A 15,871-nucleotide genomic window follows, 5' to 3' on the forward strand; every position below is an offset into this window, starting at 1 on the left:
GGCGGACCTGTGACAATGCCGGGAGAAAGTTTGCTGCGCCGTGGCGGCGAACGAGGGGGCTGTCCCCTCGACGCCGGGAGAACGAGGATGGGCACATGAGCGACTGGACTGCCTTCGGACGGGTCGACGAGGACGGCACCGTCTACGTCAAGACCGCCGAGGGCGAGCGGGTGGTCGGATCCTGGCAGGCAGGGGCACCGGAGGAAGGGCTCGCCCATTTCGCCCGGCGCTACGCCGATCTGGTGACCGAGGTCGACCTGACCGAGGCGCGGCTCAACTCGGGCGCGGCTGATGCCGGCCACTCCCTGACCACGATCCGCCGGATCCGTGGGTCGCTGGCCGAGGCGCACGTGGTCGGTGACATCGACGCCCTGGCTGCCCGCCTGGACAAGCTGGCCACCGTCGCCGAGGAGAAGGCCGGCGAGGCCAAGGCGGCCCGCGAGGCCGCCCGGGGCGAGGCGCTGGCGCGCAAGACCGCCCTGGTCGAGGAGGCCGAGAAGCTGGCCGCCGAGTCGACCGGCTGGAAGACCGCCGGTGACCGGCTCAAGGAGATCCTCGACGAGTGGAAGACCATCCGCGGCGTCGACAAGAAGACCGACGGTGAGCTGTGGAAGCGGTTCGCGGCCGCGCGGGACGGCTTCACCCGCCGCCGGGGCGCCCACTTCGCCTCCCTCGACCAGCAGCGCAAGCAGGCGCAGACGGTCAAGGAGGAGCTGGTCGCCGAGGCGGAGAAGCTCAAGGAGTCCACCGACTGGGGCGTCACCGCCGGTCAGCTCAAGGACCTGATGGCCCAGTGGAAGGCCGCGCCGCGCGCCGCCAAGGAGGCCGAGCAGAAGCTCTGGGAGCGGTTCCGCGCCGCGCAGGACGAGTTCTTCACCCGCCGCAGCGAGGTCTTCTCGGCGCGCGACAACGAGCAGCGCGCCAACCTGGAGCGCAAGCAGGCGCTGCTGGCCGAGGCCGAGGCGCTGGACGTCGACGGCGACCCGAAGGGCGCCCAGGCGAAGCTGCGGGAGATCCAGGCGCAGTGGCACGAGGCCGGCCGGGTGCCCCGCGAGGCCGCCGCCGGGCTGGAGCGCCGGCTGCGGGCCGTGGACGACAAGGTCCGCGAGGTGATGGACTCGGCGTGGCGGCGCACCTCCAAGGAGGACAACCCGCTGCTGGCGCAGATGCGCGCCCAGGTCGCCGAGGCCGAGGACCGGCTGGCCCGGGCCCAGGCCGCCGGTGACGCCCGCCGGATCAAGGAGGCCGAGCAGGCGCTCGCCTCGAAGCGGCAGTTCCTCCAGCTCGCCGAGCAGGCCGGCTGACGGAAGCACCCCGGCCGGGCAGGCCGGCGGACAGACACATCGGGTGAGCCCCCGGCCGGGTCGGCCGGGGGCTCACCTGCGTCCGGGCCGGGTTGACGCATCGAGGTGGGCTGATCAGAATGAGCGGCGGAGCCAGGTTCAGGCACCGGCACGAGGGCATCGACGGCTGATCTGCGCCGTCGACGATCGCCGGTGTGACATCTCGCGGGTGGCCGTCCACACGACACGGCCCGGCGCGCGCTGCGCGCGTACTCGATGACGAGCGGGACGTGCCTCCTGGTCCTGCCGCCCGCGGCGCCCGTGCGGCGCGGGCATCCGAAGTGGAGCTTCCATGCACCGACGCACCGCCCTCGGCGGCGCCCTGACGGCGCTCGCCACCGCAGCGGCCGGCGTTCTCGTCGCCGCCGCCGTCTCCACCGCACCGGCCGCCGCGGCGGCCGGTGGCACCGGCACCGGTTACCTGCACACCAGCGGCAACAAGATCGTCGACAGTACGGGCGCGACCGTCCGGCTGACCGGCATCAACTGGTTCGGGATGGAGACCGACAACAAGACGTTCCACGGCCTGTGGTCGAGCAACCCGTGGCGCTCGCAGCTCGACACCATGGCCCGGCTGGGCTACAATACGCTGCGCATCCCGTACTCGAACGACGCGCTCAAGTCCGGCGCGACCGCGACCGGCATCAACGACTTCGTCAACCCGGACCTGATCGGGCTGTCGCCGTTGCAGATCCTCGACAAGGTCATCGACTACGCGGGCAGCAAGGGGATGCGGGTCATCCTGGACCGGCACCGGCCCACGTCGGCCGGGCAGTCGCCGCTCTGGTACACCTCGACCGTCTCCGAGGCGACCTGGATCAACGACTGGAAGATGCTGGCCCAGCGGTACGCCGGCAACACCACTGTGATCGGCGCGGACCTGCACAACGAGCCGCACGCCGAGGGCACCAACCCGGCCGCCACCGGCGCCTGCTGGGGCTGCGGCGACACCGCCCGGGACTGGCGGCTGGCCGCCGAGCGGGCCGGCAACGCGATCCTCGGCGTGCAGCCCAACTGGCTGATCTTCGTGGAGGGGGTGAGCTGCCCGAGCGGCGGCCTGTCGAACGTCTGGGACAACGACCCCAGCAACGACGAGGACTGCGGCTGGTGGGGCGGCAACCTGTCCAAGGCCGGGCAGTTCCCGGTCCGGCTGAACGTGGCGAACCGGCTGGTCTACTCGCCGCACGAGTACGCCACGTCGGTCTACCGGCAGGCCTGGTTCGACGACCCGTCGTACCCGGCGAACATGCCGGCCATCTGGGACAAGTACTGGGGCTACCTCTACAAGCAGAACATCGCGCCGATCATGATGGGCGAGTTCGGCACCACGCTCCAGGACCCGAAGGACAAGATCTGGCTGCAGAACCTGATGGCGTACACCGGCACCGGCGTGAACGGCATGTCGTTCACGTACTGGTCGTGGAACCCGAACTCGGGTGACACCGGTGGCATCGCCAACGACGACTGGACCACGATCAACCAGCCGAAGCAGGACATCCTCACGCCGTACCTGATCCCGCCGACCGGTGGCGGCGGCACCACCAGCCCGTCCCCCACCGGCACGCCGAACACGTCACCGGCGCCGACCACCCCGCCGCCTCCGGTGACCGGTGGCTGCACCGCCACCTACAAGCAGATCAACTCCTGGGCGGGCGGCTTCCAGGGCGAGCTGACGGTCAAGAACACCGGCACCGCTGCGGTGAACCCGTGGTCGGCCACCTGGACCTGGCCGTCCGGGGTGACGCTCGCCAGCGGCTGGAACGCCACTGTCACGCAGTCCGGCACCACGGTGACGGCGGCCGCGCCGGCCTGGGCGTCGTCGCTGGCGCCGGGCGCGTCGGTCACCGTCGGCTTCACCGCCAACGGCACCGCCGCGACGCCGGACAGCGTGAAGCTCAACGGCACCGCCTGCTGAGGCAGTGACGGCGGGGGCCCCGCTCGGCCCCCGCCGTCACGCTCGGCTCAGTGCGCGGCGCAGCCGCCGACGGGGGCGGGCGCCGCGGCCGGCGCGCCGACCGTCGGCAGTCCGAGCAGCACCCCGGGGGTACGCGGAACCTGCCCCGCCTCGGCCGCGTCCCCGGCCCGGGTGCGCCGGTGCGCCAGCGGCGCGCCGTCGGCGTTCAGGTGGTGCGGGGCGGCGTACGTGACGACTGTGTGCACGATGTCGCCGGGGCGGATCCGCCCGGCCAGCTCACCGGTGGCGAAGTGCACGAGCCGGCCGTCGCGGGCCCGGCCGGACATCCGGCCGGTGCGCTCGTCCTTGCGGCCCTCGCCGACCGCCACCAGCACCTCGACGGTCTCGCCGACCAGCTTCTTGTTCTCCGCCCAGGTGATCTCCTCGACGCAGGCGATCAGCCGCTCGTAGCGCTCCTGCACGACCTGCTTGGGCAGCTGGCCATCCATGGTCGCGGCCGGGGTGCCGGGGCGCTTGGAGTACTGGAACGTGAACGCCGACGAGAACCGCGCCTCCCGCACCACGTCGAGCGTGCGGGCGAAGTCGGCCTCGGTCTCCCCCGGGAAGCCGACGATGATGTCGGTGGTGATCGCCGCGTCCGGCATCGCCGCCCGGACCTTGGAGATGATCCCCAGGTAACGCTCCGACCGGTACGAGCGGCGCATCGCCCGCAGCACGTCGTCCGAGCCGGACTGCAACGGCATGTGCAGCGAGTGGCAGACGTTGGGCGTCTCGGCCATCGCGGCGATCACGTCGTCGGTGAAGTCCTTCGGGTGCGGGCTGGTGAACCGCACCCGCTCCAGCCCGTCGATGTCGCCGCAGGCGCGCAGCAGCTTGCCGAAGGCGTACCGGTCGCCGAACTCGACGCCGTAGGAGTTGACGTTCTGCCCGAGCAGCGTCACCTCCAGCACGCCGGAGTCGACCAGCGCGCGCACCTCGGAGAGGATGTCGCCGGGGCGGCGGTCCTTCTCCTTGCCGCGCAGGGAGGGCACGATGCAGAACGTGCACGTGTTGTTGCAGCCGACGGAGATCGAGACCCACCCGGCGTACGTCGACTCGCGCCGGGTCGGCAGCGTGGAGGGGAAGACCTCCAGCGACTCCAGGATCTCGACCTCGGCCGCGGCGTTGTGCCGCGCGCGGTCCAGCATCGCCGGCAACGAGCCGATGTTGTGCGTGCCGAAGACGACGTCCACCCAGGGCGCCTTGCGGACGATGTCGCCCCGGTCCTTCTGGGCCAGGCAGCCGCCGACAGCGATCTGCATCCCGGGGTGCTTCGCCTTCACGGGGCGCAGATGACCCAGGTTGCCGTAGAGGCGGTTGTCGGCGTTCTCCCGGACCGCGCAGGTGTTGAACACCACCACGTCGGGCTGCTCGTCGGCCTCCGCGGCGCGCACGTACCCGGCATCCTCGAGGAGGCCGGAGATGCGCTCGGAGTCGTGCACGTTCATCTGGCAGCCGTACGTACGCACCTGGTAGGTGCGCGGGCTGCCCGCGGCTGCGGTAGTCATGACCCGGACAGCGTATCCGGGTGGAGCCGATCGGATCGAACGAGGAGGAGCCGTGTGCCGGAGCATCAAGACCCTGCGTGAGCCGTACGTCCCGGTGGTGACCGAGGAGGACATCCGCGCCGCCGCGTTGCAGTACGTCCGGAAGATCTCCGGATTCCGTACCCCCGCCGCCCACAACGCCGCCGCGTTCGACGCCGCGGTGGACGCCGTGGCCGCCGCCACCGCGACGCTGCTCGACCAGCTCGTGGTGCGGGGGCAGCAGCCGGCGGCCCGGGGCTGAGCCCGGGGCCGCCACCGCTCGCCGCCGGCGGGGACACGGCGGCGAGCACCGCTCAGGGGTGCCCGCCGGCGTCCGCGCTCAGGCGGCGGCGAGCGCCGGGGCGACCGTGTCGGGGGCCCACCGGGAGCGGTGGCACTGCGACCAGCCCCGGCAGCGCGCGTCGGCGACAGTGCAGAGCCGGTGGTGGCTGAGCACCTCACCGTCGTCGGTGTCGGCCACGTCGAAGTGCACCGGCCGGATCGTGCCGTCCGGCGCGACCAGCAGGTGCCGGCCGGCGTCGAGCGTGTCGTCACGCGTCAGGCAGTTGCGGCCCAGCAGCCGGGCCAGCGCCGCGATCGCGGGCAGCTCGGTCAGGCTCTCGGGCACGCCGTAACAGTCGACCACCGTGCCGTACAGCCCGGGTGCCTCCCACACGTCGCAGACCACCGCGTACGCGGGGAGCCGCATCGGGTCGGCGACGGCCATGGGCATCACCACCCGGCCGAGCGCCTCGGCCAGTGCCGGGTAGACCTCCACCGGCTCGCCGCCGTCGATTCTCCAGTTCCACAGCTCGGTCATGCCGCCTCCTCGCTGCGCTCGTTCCACCGGCCTCCGGATCGGGCCTTAATGACGATGGTGGGGTGCATTTGACCTCAGCCGGGCGCAAGTTACCGGTCTGTGACCATTCCGGGCAAAATTCCCTCGGGCGACGTTGCCCAGAGTAGCTGGAAGATGACAGTTTATCGGGTACGGTGCCGCGGCGACGGCCGGCCGCGCCGCGGCAATCGAGGCTCAGCGCACCCGGATCAGATGCTCCGAAGCAGGCAGCAGCTCACCGATCACCGTGCCGCCCGGCACCTCACCGGCGACCAGCAGGCCACCGGAGGTCTGCGCGTCGGCGAGGAGCAGCCGCTCTCCCTCGTCCGCACCGCCGAAGTCGGTCCACGGCATGACCCACTCCAGGTTGCGCCGGGTGCCGCCGCTGACGTACCCGTCGCGCAACGCCTCCCGCGCACCCGGCAGGTACGGCACCGCCGCCGCGTCGATCGCCACCGTCAGGCGGCTCGCGCGGGCCAGCTTCGAGGCGTGCCCGAGCAGGCCGAAGCCGGTCACGTCGGTCCCGCAGCGGATGCTCGCGGCCACCGCCGCGCGGGCCGCGTCCCGGTTGAGCCGGGCCATCGACTCGACCGCCTCCGGGAAGCGCTGCCCGGTCTGCTTGTGCCGGGTGTTGAGCACGCCCACCCCGAGCGGCTTGGTCAGCGACAGCGGCAGCCCGGCCCGCCCGGCGTCGAGCGTGATCAGCTCCTCCGGCCGGACCACGCCGGTGACCGCCAGGCCGTACTTCGGGCCGTCGTCGTCCACGCTGTGCCCGCCGGCCAGGTGGCAGTCCGCCTCCCGGGCCACGTCCAGACCGCCGCGCAGCACCTCGCGGGCCATCTCCGGCGGCAGCACCCCGCGCGGCCAGCAGAGCAGGTTCAGCGCGACGAGCGGGGTGCCGCCCATCGCGTACACGTCGGAGAGAGCGTTGGCGGCGGCGATGCGCCCCCAGTCGTAGGCGTCGTCGACCACCGGGGTGAAGAAGTCGGCGGTGCTCACCAGGCCCGTACGCTCGTCCAGCCGGACCACCGCGGCGTCGTCGCCGTTCTCCAGGCCGACCAGCAGGTCGGCCGAGCCTCCGGTGGCGCCGAGACCGGCGACCATCGCCTCCAGCTCGCCGGGTGGGATCTTGCAGGCGCAACCGCCACCGCGGGCGTAGTCGGTCAGCCGGATCGCGTCGGTCATCCCCTCATGATCTCGGGCCTGCGGCGACGGCGCCACTCGGCCCACCCTCGGGTGACGAAATTCGGACGGGCCGGTACGCCCGTGACCGGTGTTACCGCTCCGTGACCATCTGAGTTGCGTTCTGCCACATCACCCCGCCTACAGTTGCCCAACCGGGGGTCGACCGACCCCCGAATTCCGCCATGGACGACAGGGACGGTGGACGACGTGACGACGGGCGACCCGCTGATCGTGCTCGACGGGGTCAACAAGTGGTTCGGGCCGCTGCACGTGCTCGACGACGTGTCCCTCTCCGTCGACCGGGGCGAGGTGGTCGTGGTGATCGGCCCGTCCGGCTCCGGCAAGTCGACGCTCTGCCGCACGATCAACCGGCTGGAGCCGATCGACTCCGGCACCATCACCTTCGACGGGCAGCCGCTTCCGGCCGAGGGCAAGCCCCTGGCCAAGCTGCGCAGCGAGGTCGGCATGGTGTTCCAGTCGTTCAACCTCTTCGCGCACAAGACCATCCTGGAGAACGTCGCGCTGGGGCCGGTCAAGGTCCGCAAGGAGAAGCCGGCCGCCGCCCGTGAGCGCGGCCTGGCCCTGCTGGACCGCGTCGGCATCGCCAACCAGGCGGACAAGTACCCGGCGCAGCTCTCCGGCGGTCAGCAGCAGCGGGCGGCGATCGCCCGCGCGCTGGCCATGCAGCCCAAGGCGATGCTGTTCGACGAGCCGACGAGCGCGCTGGACCCGGAGATGGTCGGCGAGGTGCTGGACGTGATGACGTCGCTGGCCCGCGACGGCATGACCATGGTCGTGGTGACCCACGAGATGGGCTTCGCCCGGCACGCGGCCAACCGGGTCATCTTCATGGCCGACGGCAAGCTGGTCGAGGACGCGCCGCCGGCCGAGTTCTTCGCGAACCCGCGCAGCGAGCGGGCCAAGGACTTCCTCTCCAAGATCCTCACCCACTGAGCGTCCGTAGTGGAGTCGTCCCGTCGACTCCGTCGAAGAAGGAGATGATTATGCGTTACAAGCGCGTGGCGGCGGTGGCCATGATGGCCTCGCTCGCCCTGTCCGCGGCCGCCTGTGGCAAGGAGGGGGACCCCGCTCCCAGCGGCGGCGGCAACGCCAGCGGTGGAGCCCAGGGCGACAGCTGCAGCAGCTCGGGCGTGACCTTCACCCCCAAGACGGACGCCAACGTCGCCGGCAGCCCGGCCTTCGAGAAGATCAAGTCGGCCGGCAAGGTCGTCATCGGCGTCAAGTTCGACCAGCCGAACCTCGGCTACAAGGACGCCCAGGGCAAGCGCTGCGGCTTCGACATCGAGATCGCCCAGTACGTCGCCAGCACCCTCGGCGTCGACCCGGCGAAGATCGAGTACAAGGAGATCGCCTCCGCCAACCGGGAGACCGCGATCAAGGGTGGCGAGATCGACTACTACGTCGGCACCTACTCGATCACCGACAAGCGCAAGAACGACGTCTCCTTCGCCGGCCCGTACTTTGTCGCCGGCCAGGACCTGCTGGTCCGCAAGGACGAGTCGTCGATCACCGGCAAGGACACGCTCAAGGGCAAGAAGGTCTGCTCGGCCACCGGCTCCACGCCGATCCAGAAGATCCGCGACGAGGGCCTGACCGAGGGCGAGAACATCGTCGAGTTCAAGACCTACTCCGAGTGCGTCTCGCAGCTGCTCGACAAGAAGGTCGACGCGGTGACCACCGACGACGCCATCCTCAAGGGCTACGCCGCGCAGAACCCGGACGAGCTCAAGGTCGTCGGCCAGCCGTTCAGCACCGAGAAGTACGGCATCGGCCTGCCCAAGGACGACAAGGCGCTGCGTGACTACGTGAACGACCAGATCGAGGCGGCGTTCACCGACGGCACCTGGAAGAAGATCTACGACGGCACGCTCGGCAAGTCCGGCTCGCCGGCCACTGCGCCGCAGCTCGAGCGGTACTGACGGTCCGCACCGACGTCGGACCGGGCGGGGAGGTCCTCCTCCCCGCCCGGTCCCGTCTGGAGAGAGTGAGAGCGAGGTATGGGCGAGTTCTTCCGCGTCCTGACGGACAACGCGAGCCTGTTCCGCGAGGGGTTCTACAACACCGTCAAGTTGTTCCTGATCGCCGGCGTCGGCAGTCTCGTCCTCGGCATGCTGCTCGGCGCGATGCGGGTGTCCCCCGTCCCCGCGCTGCGGGCGTTCGGCGCCGCCTACGTCAACCTGGTGCGCAACACTCCCCTGACGCTGGTGTTCGCGTTCCTCGTCTTCGCGGTGCCGAAGCTGGACGTCAACATCGACTACTTCAACAGCGCCTGCATCGCGCTGATCGCGTACACCTCGGCGTTCATCTGCGAGGTGGTCCGCTCCGGCGTGAACACGGTAGCCACCGGGCAGGCCGAGGCGGCCCGCGCGCTGGGCATGACATTCGCCCAGGTGCTGACGCTGATCGTGCTGCCGCAGGCGCTGCGGGCCATGGTCCCGCCCATGATGAGCGTGCTCATCGCCATGCTGAAGAACACCACGATCGCCGCCGGCTTCTCGGTGCTGGAGGCCGGCGCCATCCCGGCGTACATGTCGGAACGGGGTGAGCCGCAGTTCATCGTGCTCACCTGGATCGTGATCGGCTTCCTGATCCTGATCATCCCGCTGGTGGTGCTCCAGCGGATCCTCGAGCGCAAGTGGGCGGTGGCCCGGTGAGCAGCAGCAGCGTCCTCTACGACATCCCCGGCCCGAAGGCCCGCAGGCGCAACCGGATCCTCGGCATCGTCTCGATCGCGGCGATCGTCGCGCTGATCGCGTTCGTGGTCTACAAGTTCGACCAGACCGGCCAGTTCGAGGCCCGCAAGTGGGAACAGTTCCAGTACGCGGCCGTGCAGCGGGAGCTGCTGAACGGCCTCTGGGCCACGCTGAAGGTCGCCGCCGTCGCCACCGTGCTGGCACTGCTGTTCGGCGCGTTCTTCGCCAGCGCCCGGCTCAGCGACAAGGTGTTCTTCCGGGCGCCCGCCACGTTCGTGGTGGAGCTGTTCCGGGCCATCCCGCTGCTGATCCTGATCTTCTTCGGCTACTACGTGCCGCTGCAGTACGGCTGGCCGATCGACAAGTTCTGGGCGCTGGTCATCGGGTTGACGCTCTACAACGGCTCGGTGCTGGCGGAGATCTTCCGCGCCGGCATCAACGCCGTGCCGTACGGGCAGTCCGAGGGCGCGTACGCGATCGGCATGCGCAAGAACCAGGTGCTACGGCTGATCCTGCTGCCGCAGGCGTTCCGGTCGATGCTCCCGGCGATCGTGAGCCAGCTCGTCGTGCTGCTCAAGGACACCGCACTCGGCTTCATCATCACGTACCCGGAGCTGCTGTTCGTGGGCAAGCAGATCGGCGGCCGGCTGGCGTTCGGCCTGCCGTACGTGCCGACGTACCTGATCGTCGCGGCCATCTACATCGCCATCTGCGGCCTGCTGTCGGTGCTGGCCTGGTGGCTGCAGAAGCGGCTGACCCGGCTGCCGCGCACCGCGGCCAAGCCGGTGGCGGCCACGCAGACCGACGGTGGCACCGGCGCCACGCCGCTGTGAGCTGACGTCGTCCGACGGACACGGAACGGGCGGGTGGGATTCTCCCCACCCGCCCGTTCTCCGTCCAGCCGCAGCTCAGCGGGCGATCTCGGTGACCCGGGACTCGCGCACCACTGTCACCCGGATCTGACCCGGATAGGTCAGCTCCTCCTCGATCTGCTTGGCCACGTCCCGGGCCAGCACCGCCGCGCCGATGTCGTCCACGTCGTCCGGCTTGACCATCACCCGGATCTCCCGGCCCGCCTGCATGGCGAAGACCTTCTCCACGCCCAGCTTGCCGGCCGCGATCTCCTCGATCCGCTCCAGCCGCTTGACGTACGCCTCAAGGCTCTCCCGCCGCGCGCCCGGCCGCCCGCCCGAGCAGGCGTCCGACGCCTGGGTGAGCACGGCCTCGATGGTCTGCGGCGGCACCTCGTTGTGGTGCGCCTCGATGGCGTGCACCACGTCCTCGCTCTCGCCGTACTTGCGGGCCACGTCCGCACCGATGATCGCGTGACTGCCCTCCACCTCGTGGGTGAGCGCCTTGCCGATGTCGTGCAGGAACGCGCACCGCTTGATCGTCGGCACGTCCAGCCGCAGCTCGGCGGCCATCACCCCGGCGATGTGCGCGGTCTCCACCAGGTGCTTCAGCACGTTCTGCCCGTACGACGTCCGGTAGCGCAACCGGCCCAGCAGCGTGACCAGCTCCGGGTGGATCTCGGTGATGCCGACCTCGACCAGCGCGTCCTCGGCGGCCCGGAGGCACAGCTCCTCCACCTCCTGCCGGGCCAGGTCGTAGACCTCCTCGATCCGGTGCGGGTGGATCCGGCCGTCGAGCACCAGCTTCTCCAGCGTGACCCGGCCGACCTCCCGGCGTACCGGGTCGAAGCACGACAGCAGCACCGCCTCGGGGGTGTCGTCGATGATCAGGTTGACGCCGGTGACCGACTCGAAGGCGCGGATGTTGCGCCCCTCCCGGCCGATGATGCGCCCCTTCATCTCGTCGCCGGGCAGGTGCAGCACGCTGACCACGCTCTCCGCGGTCTGCTCGCTTGCCACCCGCTGGATGGCGTCCACGACGATGTTGCGGGCGCGCTGCTCGGCGCTGCCCCGGGCGTCCGCCTCGATCTCCCGGACCAGCAGCGCGGCCTCCCGCTTCGCCTGCCCCTCGATCGAGTCGACCAGCTCGGCGCGGGCCGCGTCGGCGGTCAGGCCGGCAACCCGCTCCAGCTCCCGGCGGCGCTGCTCCTCCACCTCGGTCAGCGCCCGCTCGCGCTCGGCCAGGGCGGCCTCCCGGGCGGCGAGCGCCGCCGTGGCGGCGGTGAGCTGCCGTTCCCGCTCGGCCAGCCGCTCCACCTCCTCGGTGTGCAGCCGCTCCCGCTCGTCCATCCGGGCGGCCCGGCGTTCCACCTCGGCGGCCTGCTCCCGCGTGGTGGCGGCCAGCACCGCCACCTCACGCTCGCCGCTGCGCCGGGCGGTGGCGCGCAACTGCTCGGCGTCCGCCTCGGCCTGCTTGTGCGCGCGCTCCAGCACCGTGTCCGCCTCGGCGCGGGCGTCGTCGAGCACCCGCCGCGCCTCGGCCCGGGCCGCCTTCGCCTCCGCCTTGGCGGCAGCCGCCTCGGCCCGCGCCGCCGCGGCGGCGGACTTGGCCACGTCGATGGTGCTGTTCACCTCGTCGGCGGCCGTCCGCAACGCCGCGAGGGACTGCTCCTGCCGGTCCTTCTCCGCGATGAAGGCCGGGTCCTCCGGTGCGGGCGCCAGGCTGAGCCGCTTGAGGGTCCGCACGCCGAACAGCACGGCGCCGACCACCACCACGACCAGCAGCAGCACGACCAGAAGGAGGACGACGTCGAAGGCGCTCATCGAGCCGCTCCGCACCGGTACGCGGACGCGCTCGCCCGCCGGGCTCCGGTGTCGTGCCCTGCTCCGGTGGTCCGGCCGGGGTCCCCGTACCGCCCTGCCCCGGTCGCTCGGCCGGCGTTGCCGGTCCACCCTGCGCCGGTGGTCCGGCCGGCGTTGCCGGCCCGGCGGGGCTCGGTGGCCGGGCTGTCACCCTCCGGGGAGGGATCGGGGCCGTGTGGCAGACCGCCGGTGAACCTGTGCCGCCCTGCCATGGCCGCCTCCCCCTGAACGTCGGCGCCGCAGGACACGCGCGAAGGACACGCGCCTGCGGCTCTGGACGCCCGACCGGAGCGGCTGGCTGTGGGCAGCTTTCCGTCGGCGGTGTCCCCTGTGGGGCACCGCTGGCGGGCCGGTTGCAGTTGTCGGAGGCTCCGGGGTCTCCGGAGCGCCCGTCAAGGGCCGGTGTAGCTGGCCAAAGTGATGCTGTTCTGTTACGAGATCTATGTTGTGCGCTTAGCCTGCGCTGGTCGGGCAAAGTGAGCCTGTATGGCGAGGCTAGGTCGCGAGGGGCCGTTCGGTCAAGGAGTCATGATCAAACCACCCGGACGGAGAGAAGTTGCAGCGTCACTCAGCGGTGATCAGATGCCGGACAGGCCCGGACAAACCCCGCCCCTCAGCGCCACTGCTCGCCGCTCCCGACCTGCTCAGGCCCTCTGCCCCATCGACGCCGCCCGCCACCCGCCCACACGATCAAGGAGTTGACGTCGCCCCACGGCCCCTCCGGTGACACAAACTCCTTGATCACCGCGCCGGGCCGACCGGGCCGTCGTCAGCACGCCGGCCGAGGGAGGCGCGACGGCCCTCTCCCCACCCCTCCCCGCACGATCATGAGGTTGACGGGCTCGATCATGAAGTTGGCCTGGACAAAACGGACGGGAAGTGCCGTCAACTTCATGATCAACAGGGCTGGGGCGGGCGGGGTCGGGGCGGGGCGGGTGGGTCGGCGGGGCGGGTGGGGCGGGTGGGGTGGGTCAGGGAGCGGCGGTGGCTCGGGCTGTGGTTACCAAGGTGGCGTTGTCGGGGGCCTCGGTGCCGTCGGGTAGCAGCAGCGTGTCCTCCAGGCCGATGCGGGTGTGCAGGCCACGCCGGACCGCCTCGGCGTACACCGGCCAGGTGGCCGGGCCCTCGCCGTGCAGCAGCACCGGCGGGTGCTCGCCGGGCAGCGCGCCGAGGATCGCCGCCGCGTCGGCGAGCGCCGTCTCGACCTGCTCGGCCATGCACTCGACGAGGATCCGTCCGGTGGGCGTGGACCAGCGGCGCCAGGCGTCGACCGCCGCCGGGGTCCACAGACCGGCCTCGACCATCACGCCGCGCTCGTGCAGGGCGGCGGCGACCTCGGCCGCTCCGGGCTCGTGGGCGTTGACCGAGGCGAAGTCGGGCAGCACCGTCCAGGCGCGGACGGCGGCGACCCGCTCGGCCGGGTCGGGGACGATCCAGGCGCCGGTGCTCACGCCGACCGGCAGGCCGGGACGGGCGTCACGGATGGCGGTGACCGCAGCGGCGATCACCGCCGGGTCGAGCGACTCGGCGCCGCTGTCGTCGCGCGGGTGCACGTGCACCGCCGCCACCCCGGCGGTCGCGCAGCGCACCGCGTCGGCGGCCAGTTCGGCCGGAGTGAGCGGCACGGCGGGGTGCTCGTCCCGCCGTCGTGTGCCGTTGAGACACGCCTTCAGCACCGGTGTGCGCCTCTCCTGGGTCGGCGGCCGCAACAGAGGGCGGCCGGTCGGTCAGTCGAGCCGGCGGGAGTCGAGATCCTGCTCGGCGTCGGCCATCGCGTCGGCGTCGATGTGCTCGGCGAACTCGGCCGCCTCGGCGCTCTGCGCGGCCAGCGCGTCCTTCACCGCCCGGATCGCCACCCCGGCCGGGTAGCCCTTGCGCGCCAGCATGCCGACCAGGCGCCGGAACACCGCGTCGGGCTCGCCCCGGGTGCTGCGCAGTTTGCGCTCCACCAGGGCGCGGGCGGTCTGCGCCTCGGTCTCCTCGTCCAGCCCGTCCAGGGCCGCGCCGGCCACCTCGCCGTCGACGCCGCGCTGGCGCAGCTCGTTGGCGAGCGCCCGGCGGGCCAGCCCGCGGCCGTTGTGCCGGCTGCTCACCCAGGCACGTGCGAAGGCGGCGTCGTCGACGATGCCGACCTCGTCGTACCGGTCGAGGACCTGCTCGGCGACCTCCTCGGAGATGCCGCGGCGGGCCAGCGCACCGGCCAGCTCGGCCCGGGTACGCGGGCGCACCGCGAGCTGCCGCAGGCAGATCTCCCGGGCCACCTCGGCCTCGTCGCGCGGCGGAGCCGGAGCCTCCCCTGCATCGGGCTCCGCCGCGCGATCACGGCGTCCCCGGCGAGGCCGGGGCGTACCTGTGGCGTCGCCCGTACGGGGTGGGCCGGCATCCCAGCCCCGGCCCGTACGGGCGCGTCGTCCTGCCACGGGTCAGCGGATCAGAAGTCGACCGGCGGCAGCTCCGGGCCGCCGGTGGCGTCACCGGCACCGCCGGTGCCGACGCCGAGCTTCTCCAGGATCTTCTTCTCGATCTCGGCCGCCACGTCCGGGTTCTCGCGGAGGAACTCGCGGGCCTTCTCCTTGCCCTGGCCGAGCTGGTCACCGTCGTAGGTGTACCAGGCGCCGGACTTGCGGATGATCGCCTGCTCCACGCCGACGTCGATCAGCGAGCCCTCGCGGGAGATGCCCTTGCCGTACATGATGTCGAACTCGGCCTGCTTGAACGGCGCGGCGACCTTGTTCTTCACGACCTTGACCCGGGTGCGGTTACCGACCACGTCGGTGCCGTCCTTGAGGCTCTCGATGCGGCGCACGTCGAGCCGGACCGAGGCGTAGAACTTCAGCGCACGGCCACCGGTGGTGGTCTCCGGGCTGCCGAACATCACGCCGATCTTCTCGCGGAGCTGGTTGATGAAGATCGCGGTGGTGCCGGTGTTGTTGAGCACACCGGTGATCTTCCGCAGCGCCTGGCTCATCAGCCGGGCCTGGAGGCCGACGTGGCTGTCGCCCATCTCGCCCTCGATCTCGGCGCGCGGCACCAGGGCCGCCACCGAGTCGATCACGATGATGTCGATCGCGCCGGAGCGGACCAGCATGTCCGCGATCTCCAGCGCCTGCTCGCCGGTGTCCGGCTGGGAGACCAGCAGGGCGTCGGTGTCGACGCCGAGGGCCCGCGCGTACTCCGGGTCGAGCGCGTGCTCGGCGTCGATGAACGCGGCGATGCCGCCGGCGCGCTGGGCGTTCGCCACCGCGTGCAGGGCGACGGTGGTCTTACCGCTGGACTCCGGACCGTAGATCTCGACCACGCGGCCGCGGGGCAGACCGCCCACACCGAGCGCCACGTCGAGCGCGATGGAGCCGGTCGGGATGACAGCCGTCTGCACGACGGGCCGCTCCCCCAGCCGCATCACCGAACCCTTGCCGAACTGCTTGTCGATCTGAGCGAGAGCAAGGTCGAGCGCCTTCTCCCGGTCAGGCCCTGCTGCCATCGTTGCCACCCCTGCCTTCGCCGGCGTCTTTCCTGAGCTTCGCGTCACGCGGGACACGCTAGGCGCTGGGTCCGACAGAAAACCAGCCGACGGGCCGTGAGCTGTGGACGAGCACC

Annotated in this window: 14 protein-coding genes; 7 read left to right on the top strand and 7 right to left on the bottom strand. The window is 71.6% G+C overall.

What is annotated here, in order from left to right; all coding sequences use genetic code 11:
- The first annotated feature begins 95 nt into the window (after window positions 1-95).
- Entirely contained in the window at window positions 96-1,304 is a 1,209-nt protein-coding gene (locus ACN27C_RS31950; RefSeq protein WP_120571050.1) for a DUF349 domain-containing protein, read from the top strand.
- Between the two features lie 331 nt (window positions 1,305-1,635).
- Window positions 1,636-3,258: a cellulase family glycosylhydrolase gene (locus ACN27C_RS31955; RefSeq protein ID WP_422750045.1), complete on the top strand. Its 1,623-nt coding sequence runs from the start codon at window positions 1,636-1,638 to the stop codon at window positions 3,256-3,258.
- A gap of 47 nt (window positions 3,259-3,305) precedes the next feature.
- Here ACN27C_RS31955 and miaB read toward each other — a convergent pair whose 3' ends face one another.
- The gene (miaB, locus tag ACN27C_RS31960; protein ID WP_422750047.1) at window positions 3,306-4,805 is read right to left on the bottom strand and encodes a tRNA (N6-isopentenyl adenosine(37)-C2)-methylthiotransferase MiaB; all 1,500 of its coding nucleotides are present in this window, start codon (window positions 4,803-4,805) and stop codon (window positions 3,306-3,308) included.
- A 52-nt stretch (window positions 4,806-4,857) separates the two neighbouring features.
- Between miaB and ACN27C_RS31965 the strand changes: the two genes are divergently transcribed.
- Window positions 4,858-5,085, top strand: a complete 228-nt coding sequence (locus tag ACN27C_RS31965) for a DUF2277 family protein (RefSeq protein ID WP_013284740.1) — start codon at window positions 4,858-4,860, stop codon at window positions 5,083-5,085.
- A 78-nt stretch (window positions 5,086-5,163) separates the two neighbouring features.
- Here the strand turns inward: ACN27C_RS31965 and ACN27C_RS31970 are convergent, their stop codons facing one another.
- Complete coding sequence (locus ACN27C_RS31970; protein WP_018785973.1) at window positions 5,164-5,643, bottom strand: hypothetical protein; 480 nt, start codon at window positions 5,641-5,643, stop codon at window positions 5,164-5,166.
- Window positions 5,644-5,856: 213 nt separating this feature from the next.
- Window positions 5,857-6,846, bottom strand: a complete 990-nt coding sequence (gene selD / locus ACN27C_RS31975) for a selenide, water dikinase SelD (RefSeq protein ID WP_422750050.1) — start codon at window positions 6,844-6,846, stop codon at window positions 5,857-5,859.
- 198 nt (window positions 6,847-7,044) lie between these two features.
- On the opposite strand from selD, the gene ACN27C_RS31980 reads away from it, so the two are divergent.
- The 4 genes from ACN27C_RS31980 (at window position 7,045) to ACN27C_RS31995 (ending at window position 10,393) form a co-directional block, all read left to right on the top strand.
- Window positions 7,045-7,800 (top strand): amino acid ABC transporter ATP-binding protein, encoded by a 756-nt coding sequence (locus tag ACN27C_RS31980; protein ID WP_120571055.1) that lies wholly within the window; start codon window positions 7,045-7,047, stop codon window positions 7,798-7,800.
- 50 nt (window positions 7,801-7,850) lie between these two features.
- Window positions 7,851-8,786, top strand: coding sequence for a glutamate ABC transporter substrate-binding protein (locus ACN27C_RS31985; RefSeq protein ID WP_121685686.1), 936 nt, complete (start codon window positions 7,851-7,853; stop codon window positions 8,784-8,786).
- A gap of 78 nt (window positions 8,787-8,864) precedes the next feature.
- Entirely contained in the window at window positions 8,865-9,521 is a 657-nt protein-coding gene (locus tag ACN27C_RS31990; RefSeq protein ID WP_422750053.1) for an amino acid ABC transporter permease, read from the top strand.
- On the top strand, window positions 9,518-10,393 hold the full coding sequence (locus ACN27C_RS31995; protein WP_121685690.1) for an amino acid ABC transporter permease: 876 nt from the start codon (window positions 9,518-9,520) through the stop codon (window positions 10,391-10,393). Before ACN27C_RS31990 ends, ACN27C_RS31995 begins: the two co-directional genes overlap by 4 nt.
- 75 nt (window positions 10,394-10,468) lie before the next feature.
- On the opposite strand, the gene rny is transcribed toward ACN27C_RS31995, so the two are convergent.
- The 4 genes from rny to recA form a co-directional block, all read right to left on the bottom strand.
- On the bottom strand, window positions 10,469-12,235 hold the full coding sequence (gene rny / locus ACN27C_RS32000) for a ribonuclease Y (protein ID WP_121685685.1): 1,767 nt from the start codon (window positions 12,233-12,235) through the stop codon (window positions 10,469-10,471).
- 1,010 nt (window positions 12,236-13,245) lie between these two features.
- Window positions 13,246-13,950 carry a 3-keto-5-aminohexanoate cleavage protein gene (locus ACN27C_RS32005; protein ID WP_422750056.1) on the bottom strand — a complete coding sequence of 235 codons (705 nt, stop codon included), beginning with the start codon at window positions 13,948-13,950 and terminating at the stop codon, window positions 13,246-13,248.
- Window positions 13,951-14,001: 51 nt separating this feature from the next.
- Window positions 14,002-14,694 carry a regulatory protein RecX gene (locus ACN27C_RS32010; RefSeq protein WP_422750058.1) on the bottom strand — a complete coding sequence of 231 codons (693 nt, stop codon included), beginning with the start codon at window positions 14,692-14,694 and terminating at the stop codon, window positions 14,002-14,004.
- Between the two features lie 11 nt (window positions 14,695-14,705).
- Window positions 14,706-15,755 carry a recombinase RecA gene (gene recA / locus ACN27C_RS32015; protein ID WP_073830227.1) on the bottom strand — a complete coding sequence of 350 codons (1,050 nt, stop codon included), beginning with the start codon at window positions 15,753-15,755 and terminating at the stop codon, window positions 14,706-14,708.
- Between the last annotated feature and the right edge of the window lie 116 nt (window positions 15,756-15,871).

It is taken from the genome of Micromonospora sp. WMMD1219 (assembly GCF_049315215.1).
Classification (GTDB): domain Bacteria; phylum Actinomycetota; class Actinomycetes; order Mycobacteriales; family Micromonosporaceae; genus Micromonospora; species Micromonospora tulbaghiae.

Excerpts from the sequence above, each read along its gene's own strand:
- ACN27C_RS31950 (WP_120571050.1), top strand. The coding sequence starts at position 96 with ATGAGCGACTGGACTGCCTTCGGACGGGTCGACGAGGACGGCACCGTC.
- ACN27C_RS31955 (WP_422750045.1), top strand. The coding sequence starts at position 1,636 with ATGCACCGACGCACCGCCCTCGGCGGCGCCCTGACGGCGCTCGCCACC.
- miaB (WP_422750047.1), bottom strand. The coding sequence starts at position 4,805 with ATGACTACCGCAGCCGCGGGCAGCCCGCGCACCTACCAGGTGCGTACG.
- ACN27C_RS31970 (WP_018785973.1), bottom strand. The coding sequence starts at position 5,643 with ATGACCGAGCTGTGGAACTGGAGAATCGACGGCGGCGAGCCGGTGGAG.
- selD (WP_422750050.1), bottom strand. The coding sequence starts at position 6,846 with ATGACCGACGCGATCCGGCTGACCGACTACGCCCGCGGTGGCGGTTGC.
- ACN27C_RS31985 (WP_121685686.1), top strand. The coding sequence starts at position 7,851 with ATGCGTTACAAGCGCGTGGCGGCGGTGGCCATGATGGCCTCGCTCGCC.
- ACN27C_RS31990 (WP_422750053.1), top strand. The coding sequence starts at position 8,865 with ATGGGCGAGTTCTTCCGCGTCCTGACGGACAACGCGAGCCTGTTCCGC.
- rny (WP_121685685.1), bottom strand. The coding sequence starts at position 12,235 with ATGAGCGCCTTCGACGTCGTCCTCCTTCTGGTCGTGCTGCTGCTGGTC.
- recA (WP_073830227.1), bottom strand. The coding sequence starts at position 15,755 with ATGGCAGCAGGGCCTGACCGGGAGAAGGCGCTCGACCTTGCTCTCGCT.